Annotated in this window: 14 protein-coding genes; 3 read left to right on the top strand and 11 right to left on the bottom strand. The window is 64.0% G+C overall.

Features of this window, described 5'->3' with window-relative positions:
• Positions 1-17: 17 nt before the first annotated feature.
• The 3 genes from H977_RS0122745 (at position 18) to H977_RS0122735 (ending at position 2064) form a co-directional block, all read left to right on the top strand.
• A complete protein-coding gene (locus H977_RS0122745; protein WP_029110028.1) occupies positions 18-212 on the top strand; it encodes a ferredoxin in 195 nt (64 codons plus the stop codon).
• A 31-nt stretch (positions 213-243) separates the two neighbouring features.
• Positions 244-1608 carry a cytochrome P450 gene (locus tag H977_RS0122740; RefSeq protein ID WP_029110027.1) on the top strand — a complete coding sequence of 455 codons (1365 nt, stop codon included), beginning with the start codon at positions 244-246 and terminating at the stop codon, positions 1606-1608.
• Positions 1609-1725: 117 nt separating this feature from the next.
• Positions 1726-2064, top strand: a complete 339-nt coding sequence (locus H977_RS0122735; protein ID WP_029110026.1) for a hemophore-related protein — start codon at positions 1726-1728, stop codon at positions 2062-2064.
• Positions 2065-2069: 5 nt separating this feature from the next.
• On the opposite strand, the gene H977_RS0122730 is transcribed toward H977_RS0122735, so the two are convergent.
• The 11 genes from H977_RS0122730 to H977_RS0122680 form a co-directional block, all read right to left on the bottom strand.
• Positions 2070-3266 (bottom strand): cytochrome P450, encoded by a 1197-nt coding sequence (locus H977_RS0122730; protein WP_029110025.1) that lies wholly within the window; start codon positions 3264-3266, stop codon positions 2070-2072.
• Between the two features lie 50 nt (positions 3267-3316).
• Positions 3317-4096: a spirocyclase AveC family protein gene (locus H977_RS0122725; protein WP_029110024.1), complete on the bottom strand. Its 780-nt coding sequence runs from the start codon at positions 4094-4096 to the stop codon at positions 3317-3319.
• Complete coding sequence (locus H977_RS35670; RefSeq protein ID WP_196808304.1) at positions 4093-4230, bottom strand: hypothetical protein; 138 nt, start codon at positions 4228-4230, stop codon at positions 4093-4095. The genes H977_RS0122725 and H977_RS35670 overlap by 4 nt, the downstream gene beginning before the upstream one ends.
• Before the next feature lie 17 nt (positions 4231-4247).
• Positions 4248-5123, bottom strand: coding sequence for a mycofactocin-coupled SDR family oxidoreductase (locus H977_RS0122715; RefSeq protein ID WP_029110023.1), 876 nt, complete (start codon positions 5121-5123; stop codon positions 4248-4250).
• Positions 5124-5147: 24 nt separating this feature from the next.
• Complete coding sequence (locus tag H977_RS0122710) at positions 5148-6416, bottom strand: cytochrome P450 (RefSeq protein WP_029110022.1); 1269 nt, start codon at positions 6414-6416, stop codon at positions 5148-5150.
• 94 nt (positions 6417-6510) lie between these two features.
• Positions 6511-7719: a cytochrome P450 gene (locus H977_RS0122705; RefSeq protein WP_029110021.1), complete on the bottom strand. Its 1209-nt coding sequence runs from the start codon at positions 7717-7719 to the stop codon at positions 6511-6513.
• Positions 7720-7744: 25 nt separating this feature from the next.
• Positions 7745-9232, bottom strand: coding sequence for an aldehyde dehydrogenase family protein (locus H977_RS0122700; protein ID WP_029110020.1), 1488 nt, complete (start codon positions 9230-9232; stop codon positions 7745-7747).
• Entirely contained in the window at positions 9225-10115 is an 891-nt protein-coding gene (locus H977_RS0122695; RefSeq protein ID WP_029110019.1) for an SDR family oxidoreductase, read from the bottom strand. Before H977_RS0122695 ends, H977_RS0122700 begins: the two co-directional genes overlap by 8 nt.
• A complete protein-coding gene (locus H977_RS0122690; protein ID WP_029110018.1) occupies positions 10108-11238 on the bottom strand; it encodes a spirocyclase AveC family protein in 1131 nt (376 codons plus the stop codon). Before H977_RS0122690 ends, H977_RS0122695 begins: the two co-directional genes overlap by 8 nt.
• Position 11239: 1 nt before the next feature.
• Positions 11240-12355 (bottom strand): ABC transporter substrate-binding protein, encoded by a 1116-nt coding sequence (locus H977_RS0122685; RefSeq protein WP_029110017.1) that lies wholly within the window; start codon positions 12353-12355, stop codon positions 11240-11242.
• Positions 12356-12441: 86 nt separating this feature from the next.
• Positions 12442-13302: a CbbQ/NirQ/NorQ/GpvN family protein gene (locus tag H977_RS0122680; RefSeq protein ID WP_029110016.1), complete on the bottom strand. Its 861-nt coding sequence runs from the start codon at positions 13300-13302 to the stop codon at positions 12442-12444.
• Between the last annotated feature and the right edge of the window lie 28 nt (positions 13303-13330).

Below are 13330 nucleotides of genomic sequence, written 5' to 3'. Positions count from 1 at the left end.
CGAAAGGAGTTGGCGTAGTGAAGGTTTCGGTTGATGGCAGCCGTTGCCAGGGACATACCCTGTGCTCGATGATCGCGCCGGACTCGTTCGTCCTCGATGACGTCGACGGTCACGCGTCACCGGTTTCCGATGTCGTGCCCTCCGACCAGGAAGACGCGGTCCGCGAGGCCGCGCACTCCTGCCCCGAGCAGGCCATCGTCATCGAAGACTGATGCCGACCCGAATACCAAGGGAGACAACGCCGTGAGCATCCAAGATGTCACGACCGACGACGACGACCGCAAGAAACACAAGTACCACTTCGACCGGCACACACCGGAATACCGGCTGCAGTTCGAGAAGATCACCGACGAGATGCAGTCCCGGTGCCCAATGGCCTGGACCGACACCTACAACGGCCACTGGGTTGCCGCCGACAGCAAGCACGTGTTCGAACTGGCCCGCTGCCCCGTCGTCTCGAACCATCACGACATCAGCGGGGAGACGCCGTATCAGGGCATCACCATCCCGAAGGCCAGTCGCGCGACGGTGGTCCGCGGCGGCATCCTGGAGATGGACGAACCCGAGCACAGCGCCTACCGCGGTGCGCTGAACCCGTATCTGTCGCCCGCGGCGATCAAGCGATGGGTACCGTTCGTCGACGAGATCACCCGCGCGGCACTCGATGAGCACATCGAGTCCGGCGAGATCGACTTCGTCGAGCATCTGGCCAACGTGGTGCCCGCCGTGTTCACCCTGGCCATGATGGGGATCGAGCTCAAGAAGTGGAACGTCTACAGCGAGCCCACCCACGCATCGGTGTACACCCCGGAGCACTCCCCCGATCGCGAGAAGATCAACGAGCAGCACCGCGAAATGGGCATCGACATCATCAACAACATGATGGAGATCCGGGAGACTCCGCGGCCTGGGCTGGTCAACGCGATGCTGCAGTTGCGCATCGACGGTGAGCCCGCGCCGGACATGGAGATCCTCGGCAACCTCGGCCTGGTCATCGGTGGTGGATTCGACACCACCACCGCATTGACCGCCCATGCCTTGGAGTGGCTGGGCCAGCATCCTGATGAGCGCACCCGACTGAGCGAGGAGCGGGCCACGCTGCTGGACCCGGCCACCGAGGAGTTCCTGCGTTTCTTCACGCCGGCGCCTGGTGACGGCAGGACCTTCTCCGAGGACGTCGAAGTCGAGGGCCAGCAGTTCAAGCAGTACGAGCGGCTCTGGCTGTCCTGGGCGATGGCCAACCGTGACCCATCGGTGTTCGAGCAGCCCAACGAGATCATCCTCGACCGGAAGGGCAACCGTCACTTCAGCTTCGGTATCGGTGTGCACCGTTGCGTCGGTTCCAACGTGGCCCGCACCGTGTTCAAGTCGATGCTGACGGCAGTGCTGGACCGGATGCCCGATTACGTGTGCGATCCGGAGGGCACCGTGCACTACGACACCATCGGTGTCATCCAGGGCATGCGGAACCTTCCGGCACGGTTCACCCCGGGCAAGAAACTGGGGCCCGGCCTGGACGAAACCCTGGAGAAGCTGCAGCGCATCTGCAATGAGCAGGAGTTGGCCCGGCCGATCACCGAGCGCAAGGAAGCCGCCGTCATCGACTGAGGTCGGTTGTGCAAGGACGCCTTGCACGTCTGCCGCCTGTTAACCTCGAATGAGGTCGGGTCCGGCAAACGTGCAAGGCATCGCTTTTCTGGGCGAACAACATGGGGGTTCCAACAGGTGATCAAGTCTTCTTTCAAGTACATCGCTGCCGCTCTGGGCGGCCTGGCCGTCTCGGTTCCACTGTCTGCAGGGTTGGCATCCGCCCAACCCGACTTCAGTGGCGTGGTCAACACGACATGTAGCTACGAGCAGGTCATCGCGGCGCTCAACGCGCAACGTCCTGACCTCGCCCAGCAGTTCAACACATCTCCGTTCGCCCAGGGCGCGCTGCGCAATTTCCTGGCGTCAGGGCCGGCCGAGCGCCAGCAGACGGTGACGCAGATGCAGGGCAGCCCGATGGCAGCGCAGTACTTTGGGCCGATCAACTCGATCGCAGCCAGCTGCAACAACTACTGACATGTTCAGCCGGTCTTGACCGGCATCCGCGCCCATCCCCGCACGCTTGAGGTGTGGGCCATGGTCGCGTATTCGTAGTCGACCGCCCAGTCGGTCCAGCGCTTCAGGACCTCTTCGAAGGCCACCCGCGCCTCGAGCCTGGCCAGCGCCGAACCCAGACAGAAATGCAGACCCTGGCCGAAGCTCAGATGGCTGCCTTTGCGGTGGATGTCGTAGCGGTCCGGATCGATGTACCGGGTGTCGTCACGGTTGGCCGAGCCGTTGAGCAGCAGCATGTAAGACCCTTCGGTAACGGTCTGCCCGTACAGTTCGACATCGGACGCCACGTAACGCGCCTGCACCGGCGACGGTGGTTCGAAGCGCAGCGTTTCCTCGACGGCCGAGGGGATCAAGGACGGATCGGCGGCGATCTCATGGCGTTGGTCGGGGTGCTCCGCGAGAAGCTGACCCATGAAGCCGATCAGCCGGGCCGTGGTTTCGCCCCCGGCTCCGGCGATCATCGCTGTGTAGGCGAGAACTTCGGTGCGTTCCAACTGGCGCCGCGACCCGTCCGGCTCCTCCACCTCCGCGTTGAGCAGTTCGGTCATGAGGTCATCGGAAGGATGGGTTGCCCGCCACTCGATGTACTCGGCGAACTCCGCGAGTGACTCGGCGAAAACCGTCGCACTGACGTCCCCGGCGTCATTGCCGACTGAGATGTTCTTGTCAGTGCGGGCACGGATCTTTTCCTGTCCCTCCTCGGGAATCCCGAGCAGGTAACCGATGGTGCGCATCGGCATGATGGCACCGAGGTCGGTGACGAAGTCGAAGCCGTCGCCATCCACCAGCGGATCCAGTGCGCGAGCACAAAATCCACGGACCAGGTCCTCGACGGCCAGCATGCGCCGGGGCGTGAAGACCCGGGACAGCAGACGGCGGTGCAGATCATGCAGTGGCGGGTCCTCGAACAGCAGGATGCCCGGCGGCACCTCGATGCCGCTGAACAGGATATCCGCGGTTGTCCCCCGCCCCGACCGATAGGTCTCCCAATCGGGCAGGGCCTTGGCCACGTCGTGGTATCGGCTCAGCGCGTAGAAGTTGTACTTGTCGTTGTAGTACAGCGGAGCTTCTTGACGCATACGTCGCCAGATCGGATAGGGATTGTCGTCAATCGCGAAATCGTAGGGGTCGTAATACAACTCCACCGCGGGGTCGACCGTCACCGTCGTCCTACCTTCCAATCGTGCTGTGTGCCTGGTGATTCCCGCAGGCGCTACCTGGGCTGATTCGGCACCCCGGGAAATAGCTGCTCGGCGGGCCCCGCGGTCACCCAACCGCCGAGCTTGGTAACCAGGTGCGGCGCGAAAACCGAGACGTAAACCGCGTGTCCGATTACGATCGCGGCGATCACCGACAGCACACCCGATTGCAGCCGGGTCGCCGAAATCTTGTCGGCCCATATCTCGACCACGTTGCGGCCCTGGGAATCGGTGCGGCCCAACAGATAGGTGAACACCATCATCTGCAGACCCATCGCGATGGCGTCGTAGATCGGGTACTGGTGCTTGGTCCCTTCCCACAGTCCCAGTCCTTCGATCACATAGCCGTAGTAGAACAGGCCGAGCCGCGCGCCGATGATCGCGTTGAAGAACAAGGCCCAGAGGAGTCCCACAGCGAAGCCCACCACAAGCAGGGTCTGCGGTCGACGCCAGTTCCACTTCCTCCACACCCAACGGCCAAGTGCCGCACCGATGATGGCCGGCAACACGAAGTACCCCATGTAGCCGACGGGTACCGCTGAAGGAAGCCCGCCCCAGGTCATGTTGAGCGGCCACCACGACGGCATCCGCGGTAGCGCGGGCGGAAATTGTGCGTACATCGCCCAGTCGTAAGGCGCCTCGATCCAGGAGAACGAGAGTGCCGAAACGCAGAGCAACAGCAGCGGATGCAGGCGCCCGCGCCGGTAACTCAGGTAGATACCGGCAGCCAGGAAACCCAGACCGGTGACGTACGCGAACGCCACTCCGGCGTTGATCAAGAACTGCACGCTCACTGATCCACCACCGGCCCCGATGAGGGTTGCGGCTCCGGCGGTGTGCGACGCGCCTCCGGATCGAAATACAGCACCAGGCCGACGATCAGGACGATCAGGCCAAACAGGGTGCCCAACATGATGATTGCGCCCATTGCACCTCCTCGGAGAACTACTGGGGCCCGTTGGGCCACTTGAGCAGTGAACCGGCGTCGACGCGGATGTGCTGCCCGGTGATGTAGCGGCTCTCTTCGCCGGCCAGGAACACCCCGAGATTGGCCATGTCCTCCGGTTCGATGTACGGGATCGGCATCGCTTGGAACAGGTTGAACAGCGGTTCGGCGTCCTCGCGGGTGGCCGTCTTGCCCGCGGCCTTGAGGTCGGGGCGGAACACCCCGTACATGCCCTCGTTCTGCAGCAGATGGGTATTGCAGTTGGTCGGGTGGATGGCGTTGACCCGGATCATCCTCGGCGCCAGGTGAAGACACATCTCGTCGACATACTCCATGACGATGCGCTTGCTCCAGCCGTACCCGGCTCCGCCCGGACCCATATCCGGGCTGGTGGTGGTACCGCGGATCATGCCCGCGGTGGAACCGGTCACGATGATCGACGCACCGTCGGGCAGATGCGGGATCGCCACTGCGACGGTGTTCATCACGCCGAGCAGATCGACGTCCGAGGCGTCGACGAACCCCATCGGATCAGGATTACCCATCGCCATCGGCAGAATCCCGGCGTTGGCGACGACGATGTCGATCTTGCCGAGATCGGCGATCCCGGCCTCGACCGCGTCGCGCAACTCGTGACGCTCCCGGACATCGGCCACCCGTGCGACGACGCGACGGCCGAGTTCTTTGATCTTGCGTTCGGTCTCGGCGAGGTCCTCGGGTGTGGCCAGCGGATAGGGATTGGACGCGATGTCACGGCAGATGTCCACAGCGATGATGTCGGCGCCTTCCTTCGCCATCGCCACCGCATGCGCGCGGCCCTGCCCACGCGCCGCACCGGTGATGAAAGCGACCTTGCCATCGAGTTTTCCGGTCATCTTGTGCTCCTTCTTCACGAGTGCTCAGCCGAGCGGCGTAAACGTGGTGTGTAGGGCGGCGAGACCACGCATGATGAACGTCGGCTCGTAGGCGTAATCGCGGTTGTCCGCGGGGCCGTGATGTTCCTCGGAGATGGTGATGTCGCTCATCCGGTCCAGAATCCTGTTCAGCGAAATGCGGCCTTCGGCTCGGGCCAGTGGGGCTCCCGGGCACGAGTGGACGCCGCGGATAAAGGCGATCTGCTCCCGCACATTGGCACGGTCGGCCTGGAAGGAGTTGGGGTCGGGGAATTTCCGTTCGTCACGGTTGCACGCCCCGGGCAGCACCATGACGGTCGTCCCGGCGGGCACCTCGACGTCACCGATACGGGTCGTCCTGCTGGCCATCCGAAAGTGTGACTTGACCGGGCTCTCCATCCGGAGCGTCTCTTCGAGGAAGGATGGAATGCGGCTCCGGTCGTCGCGCAGCATCGTCTCGAATCCCGGGTTGTCCGCGATGAACCGGACCGCCGAACTGACCAACTTCGTCGTGGTCTCGGTACCCGCCGCGAACAGGAACGTCGACAGGTTCATGACGTCCTCGATCTCGGGTGTCGAACCGTCCTCGTACTTGGCCTGCGCCAGTCCGGTCAGCACATCTTCACGCGGCGCGCGCCTGCGGTCCTCGATGTAGGCGTAGAACTTGTCATTGAGCCACTGCAGCGGGTTGTGGGTTGTCGGCGCCTCCTTGCCGATCTCCCCCACAGTTTCGAGTGCGAACGCCGCCTTGAACTCCTCGTGATCCTCGGCGGGGACACCCAGCAGATCGGCGATAACCAGCAGCGAGAACGGTTTTGCGTAGTCGGCGAGAAATTCGCAGCCACCCTTGTCGATGAACGTGTCGAGTTGCTCGTCGGCCAGCCGCCACATGAAGTCTTCGTTTTCCTTGAGACGCTTGGGGGTGATCAGCTTGTTCATCAGGCCGCGAGTGCGGGTGTGGACCGGCGGATCCTGCGAGGTGATGTGCTCGGCCATCGGAACCTGCGCGCGGTGCTGCTCGATCAGCTCGGAGACATCGTCAGCCTCCCCCGGCCCGAACGGGAGGCCGGAGAACGGGCCCGCCACCGACACACACGAGGAGAACACCGGGTCCTTGTACACCGCCATTGCCTCGTCGTACCCGGTGACGGCCAGGACGTTGAACGGGGTCGCAGGCGCCACAGGGCATTTGGACCGTAGATGGTCGAAATACGGATACGGGTCAGGTACCAGTGCCGGGTCGGTGAAGAAGTCCACTGTCTCGAAATCGGTCATTTCAAGCTCTCCTGGTCGCTTTTCGTTGCGCGAGCAGACGCGGAATCGCATGTATCCATGCCATTCAGTGCGACTCTGTGTCTGCTCGGCGTTGTCATCCGAACCGAACTGGCAACGAGGTCGGTGACCGGAAGACCTGTCCGCGAATGTGGGGATCGACGCTGTCCGGGTCCAGGCGCAGGTTGGGTAGCCGATCCAGCAGAAGGTTTATGGCGGTGCGCATTTCGAGCCGGGCCAGGTGCATGCCCAGACACACGTGCACACCGTGGCCCCAGCCCAGGTTTCCCTTGGCGGTCCGGAGGATGTCGAATTCGTCCGGGTCCGGCCACCGATCTTCCTGCCGATTCGCCGAACCGAGCATCGGCATCACCGAACAGCCCGCGGGTATGTGCACCCCGCCGAGCTCGGTATCGCAGGTCGTGGTGCGCGTGATGGTCAGCAGTGGCGGGTTCCAGCGCACCGCTTCCTCGATGGCCTGTGGTATCAGCGACCGGTCGGCCCTGACCGCGTCCAGCTGCCTTGTGTCGGAGAGCAATCCGAAGAGTAGATTGCCCAGCGACCGATATGTGGTCTCCACACCTGCAGGCAATAGCAGTCGCAGGAACGAGAAAATCTCCTCGTCGGTGAGCTTCTCGCCGTCGATCTCAGCCTCCGCGAGAAGACTGATCATGTCTTCCTCGGGTTGGGCTCGGCGGGCCTGGAGGATGGGGGCGAAATATTCGCACAGTGCGGCTGAGGCCGCCAGGCCGCGCTCCGGGTTCATGATCCAGCTCAGCAGCGAGATGGACCAGCGCTGGAATTGCGGATAGTCCACTTCCGGCAACCCCAACAACCCGGCGATGACACGGCTCGGATAGTCGAAGGTGAAGTCCTTGACCAGGTCGACCTTGCCCTTGGCGGCGAACTTGTCGATGAGCTCGTTGGCGATTCGTCCGACCAGCTCATCTTCCCAACGCGCCAAGGCTTTCTGCGAGAACGCCTTCGACACGAGCGAACGCAGCCGTCCGTGCACCGGTTCGTCCATACCCAGCATCACCCGCTCACCGAGGACCGGGCCGAACGCCGCGATGACGCCCGACGACGAGAACGTCACGTTGTCGCGCAGCATCTGCTGGGCGTCCTCGTAGCGGTACACGATGAAGACGGGCTTGCCCTGCTCCCCCGGCATGGCCGAGGTGTCGATCCGCTGGACCGGCTCCTCGCGCCGGAGCCTGGCGAGCTCCGGGTAGGGATCACGAACGTCCCCCGACACGGCATCGTCGAAGGAGCCGAAGTCTTCGAGGTCTTCAAATAACTGGGGCATAGCTTCCTCCTTCTCTCGTTCTCCTCTACCGCGCCGGGTACGCGACGGACTTGATTTCGGTGTACTGCTCGAATCCCGCGATGCCGTTCTGGCGCCCGACGCCGCTGTTCTTGTAACCGCCGAACGGAGTGTCGGCGCCGTAACCCGCGGTGCCATTGAGGCCGATGAACCCGGCGCGAAGCCGGCGCGCGACGCCGAGCGACCGCTCCAGCGAGCTCGACATGACGTTGCCCGCGAGTCCGTAGGGGCTGTCGTTGGCGATCCGGATGGCATCCTCTTCATCCTCGTAGGGAATGACGACGAGAACCGGTCCGAAGATCTCCTCCTGGGCGATCGTCATCGAGTTGTCCACATCGATGAAAAGCGTTGGGTTGACCCAAAAACCCTTGGTATACAGATCCAGTGCCGTCGGCGCCTGCGTGCTGCCGACCAGCATCGTGGCGCCTTCGTCGACGCCTTTCCTGATGTAGCCGAGGATCCGGGACTGCTGTTTGGCCGAGATGACCGGGCCACAGATGGTTGCAGGGTCCTGCGGATCACCGGGCGCGATGTTCTCGTAGATTGCCTTCAGAATCGCGACCCCCTCGTCGTAGCGGGAACGCGGCAACAGCATTCGCGTGGGAGCGGCGCAGCCCTGCCCGGCGTGCAGCAAGGGTCCGATGCCGATCAGGCAGGCGGTGTTGAAATCCGCGTCTTCCAAGACGATCGTCGCCGATTTGCCGCCGAGTTCGAGGAAGAGCCGCTTCATCGTCGCGGCACCCTTTTCCATGATCCGCTTGCCCACGGCCGTGGACCCGGTGAACGAGATCATGTCGACCTTGGGCGACAGGGTCAGTTCCTCGCCGACGAGGTGGTCCGATGCAGTCACGACATTCACCACGCCCGCGGGGATGTCGGTGTTCTCGGCGATGAGCCGGCCGAGCCGCGTGGCGTTGAACGGAGTGTCAGGTGCCGGCTTGAGCACCACGGTGTTGCCGGTCGCCAACGCCTGTCCCAGCTTGTTGACGGCGACCTCGAACGGAAAGTTCCACGGCACGATGGCGCCGACCACCCCTACCGGCTCACGCCACACCTTGCGCGTCGTGTTCACTCCGGTGACGGAAACCATGCTGTTCCCGAGATCCGTTTCCCACGGGAAGGTTTCGATGAGCCTGGCCGGGAAATTGAGGCCATCGGCCAGCGGAGCGTCGAGTTGCGGTCCGTGCGTCACCGCACGCGGAGCGCCCACTTCGGAGATGAGTTCCTCGCGCAACTCCTCCAGCTCGCCCTCGATCGCCTCCTGCAGTTGTTCCAGGCAGCGCTTACGTCTCTGATGGTTGGTCGCCCAGTCGGTCTCGTCGAAAGACCGGCGCGCGGAGTCGATGGCCCGGTTCACGTCCGACTTCGAGGCGTCCGAGACCTCCCCGAGGGTTTCTTCGTTCGCCGGATTGACGTTGACGAACGTGCCTGCCTCGCCGTCGACGAGCTTGCCGTCGATCAGCATTCTCGATTCGAATGTCGCCGCGTCAGCCATGGTGTGTGTCTTCTCCTCGCAGTGCGCCGAACCGCGGAATGCCCATCATCAGCCGGGTCATCTGATGCAGACCCGACGCCGGCAGTAACCGGTTGCCGATCAACAGCATTCGGGCATCGGGCCCGACAGCTGTCCTCACGAACGGTTTCGAGCTGGCGAGCGCTTTCACCAGGCCTTCGGCGAACTTCTCGGGTGGCCTGGCCGCGCGCTTCATCATCGCCCGCCCGCGCTTGTCCATCGTGCGGTGGTGGGCAGCGTAGGGCCCGTCCAGATCACGGTCGTCCGTCGTTCCCGCGTCGGTGATGATCTCGGTGTCGTAGGTCCCGGTGACCAGGATCGTCACACCGATACCGAACGGTGCCACCTCGCCGGCCATCGATTCACCCCACCGCTCCAGCGCCCCCTTGACCGCGGAATACGGCGCGGTGGCAGGCATTCCGCGCACACCCGCAGCGCTGGAGATCAACACGATGCGACCGCGGCCGGCCTTTCGCATGGACGGTAGAAGCGCCTTGGTGAGCGCCACCGGGCCGAAGATGTTCGTGGCGAACATGCGCTCCCAGAGGTCGGGGGAGGTCTCCTCGACCATTCCCGCCGCCGAGATACCGGCGTTGTGCACCAACGCATGCGGTGCGCCGACGGCCGCTTCGATCGTCTTGGCTGCCGCGGCGATCGAGGCGGCGTCGGTGAGGTCCAGCTGGACGCCGATCAGCCTGTCGTCACCCTCACCAGCTCCTGTCGCCTCGCGCAACAACGCCATTCCCCGCTCGGGCGTACGCATCGCAGCGACCACGTGCCACCCCTCGCGATAAAGGCGCGCGGTCGATGCGAAGCCAAGCCCGCGGGATGCCCCGGTGATGACGACAGCCCGACGCTCAGCCATCCTGGCCACCCGTCGCGCACCGGTTGCTCTTCGACCCCAACTCGACGTCGGGGTCGCGGGCCGGCCCTTGCTGCCAAGTGGACCACTTGCCCACGGAGTAAGGCCCCTCGACTCCGTTCGCCCGGTAAAACCCTTGTGGGTCATAGACCTTGGCCTCCGGATACGGCCACGGGCAGGCGACGGAGGTGGCCAACCCGCTGGCCTTGATCGCCCAGAACCAGCCGCCGTAGGCGAAGTACGACACATTGATGATCGCGAACATCACCAGGAATGTGCCGAGGACCGGCTTGGTCGGGAACAGCCTTGCCTTCGCGGCGAGCTTCTCCGCCACCGACCTTCCGGTGTCGTCGCGGTACACCAGAATCGCCGCCGGGATCATCACGAAGGTCACCGAGAGCGACTCCCAGATCAACGGGAACTGGAAGGTACTGCCCGGGAACAACGTTCCGAACGGGATGGCCTGCGAGTAGATGTACAGCCCGGTACGCACCAAGCTCATCTCCAGCATGGCGTCGAAGATGAAGCCGATCACCAGCACCAGGCCACCCAGGCTGATCAGCGGGTGCCGGGTGACGAACGCCTCCGCGCCGCGCTTGGCCTGCAACTTGCGCAGGATCCAGATGGCCGGGAAGTAAGGGCCGAAGTAGAAGGTCACGTATCCGAACACGATGAACGGTTCGACGGTCGGCGACATCATGATCAACGGCCAGGATTCCGGCCAGTGCAACAAGATCGGGTTGTACACCGCGTATGGCGACCAGTTCATGATCGGGTCTTGCCAGACGATCAGCGTCGTCACCAGGACCATCAGCAGCACCGGACTGCCTGGGCTCTTCCGCCAGCCACGGATGAACACGACGGACAGGCCCAGGACCATGATCAAGGCGCCGGCCTGCGGGATGACCTGCCAGTGATCGAATCCCGTCAGGAATCCGACCGGCCGGGGCCGCCCGTCGACGTTCGGGTTGGCCACCCGCGGGTCGACGTCGGTGCGCCCGACGGCGGCGAACAACCCCAGGAAGCCCAGCCACGCGACCAGGGAGATCACTCGGCCCCAGTTGGGACCTTTGCGCGCCGGCCGCTCGACCCGGGTGTCGGGCGGTAGCGATTTCTGCGTCGTCACGTTATTCATCCCCGAAACGGTCGACCAGGTGCGAATTGACGCCGTCCACGTCGAGCGCGCGGGCGACCAGATACCCCGATCCCATCCACGCACGCCGGGTCCACTTCCCCAGGGACACCCGGGTTCCGGGTGCGCCAGAAGCCGCCGGCATCATCTTCACGCGTTCGAGCGCTTCTTTGACGCCGCGTGGGCTCAGCGGGTGTGCGTCCGTGAAGGCGCGGACCAGTGTGGCAGCGACGTCGTGGTTGACCACCGACACGCAGTACTCGGGACGGCTGCCGCTGTACCGCTTGGCATACCGATCCAGCCAGGCTTGCCCGACCAGGTTGCCCTCGTCGTACTGATCGACGCCTATCCAGCCCAGAAAGGCGTTCCACATGATCGGGTTGACCCAGGCATTCTGGAATGCGGTGGTGGTGAACCGCGGCGGATCCCAGTTGACCGCCTCTAGCGCCGGGTTGATGAAGACAATGCCGAAACCGAAACCGAGATGCACGATCGCCTCGGCCTTCGACTCGTGCAGCGTGCTGACCGCGGCATTGATGTCCTGGGCGGTCTGGGCGATCGCAGCTTCGGCAACAATCCGAATGCCCTTGCGGGCACATGCAGTTCGCAGATTCTTCAGGTAGCTGTCACCGATGAGGCTCTGCTCGACCAGGACACCGATCTCGGTCAGGCCGCGTTTCGCCACGAGATCCGCCAGAAAGATGGGTTCGTCCGTCATCGAGCCTTGAGGAAAGGCGAATGTCCACTCGCCGAGCCAGTCGTCGGTGCCCGTGACACTGATGGCCGGGACTTTGAAGTGCTCCTCGATCGCTTCCCGTAGCGGCACACAGTTGTCGGTGATGTTGGGTCCGAACACCACCAGAGCTCCCTCGTCCACGAGTTCGCCGTAGGCGTCGATCACCGCCTTCACCGTGCCCTTCGGCAGCCCTTCCACCTCGCGGTAGATCATCTGCACCGGCCGGTCCATCAATCCTTGCTCTACGGCCTCCTCGAACACCAGGTCAAAGGTCTGCGTGAATGAAGCCCGTAGCTCGTCCGGAAAGCCTGGCGGCAATGTGAAGTCCATCAGGTAACCGACCTTGATGGGCTCCGCGGTGCTCTCGTATGACATCTGACCTCCATGGTACGGGCGTTCGTCGCAGGAACTCGGGGTCGACCTAATATTTGTTCTGAACGTAACCGGGGTGGTGCACTGCGTCAATCACCAGGTGCCGATCCGCCCAGGTAGACGTCGATCAACTCGTGCAGACCACGGCCCACCGCGACGTCATCGGTCAGCGGTCCGGCGATCGCAACCCTGGCGGCCATGGCAATGGACAGACCCTCGACGACCAAGCGCCCGGCCGCGATCAGCACGCGGGTCGACGCGACTTCGCGCAGGCCACCGGTCTCCAGGCGCCGGATCGCCTGCCCGAAGCGCACCAACTCGGCAGCGGTGGAATGACCCACTCCCGCCTCGTGCGCGATGATGCCCTCTTCGAGTTCGGGGGCCGGAAAACCGAACTCGATGGCCACCATCCGCTGGCGCGTCGAGTCCTTGAGGTCTTTGAGAACGCTTTGGTAGCCGGGGTTGTAGGACACAACCAGACCGAACCCCGGCGCCGCGTCCAGCGTGACACCGAGGCGCTCGATCGGCAGCTGGCGGCGATGGTCGGCGAGGGGGTGCAACACCACAGTGGTGTCTTGGCGGGCTTCGACCACCTCGTCGAGGTAACAGATCGCGCCCTCACGCACCGCGCGGGTCAGCGGGCCGTCCACCCAGACCGTCTCGTCGCCCTGCAGCAGAAACCGACCGACAAGGTCGGCGGTGGTGAGGTCGTCGTGGCAAGCGACGGTGATCAGCGGCCGGCCCAGGTCGTGCGCCATCGCCTCCACGAAGCGCGTCTTGCCGCACCCTGTCGGACCCTTCAAAAGCAGTGAAAGGCCTTGGCGGTAGGCCGCCTTGAACACCTCCTCTTCCTTGCCGACCGGCACGTAGTAGGGCCGGTCCGTAACGACCTGGGACTGCGTGCCGTCCTGACATGCGAGCCCGAGTGCAGACACTGTTTCGCTGGCCACGGCTTCCCTTCCTCGCCCCGCTCCGCAG

Origin of the sequence: Mycobacterium sp. URHD0025, from assembly GCF_000426065.1 — a bacterium.
Classification (GTDB): Bacteria; Actinomycetota; Actinomycetes; order Mycobacteriales; family Mycobacteriaceae; genus Mycobacterium.
This window is presented reverse-complemented; position numbering and strand designations above follow the sequence as displayed.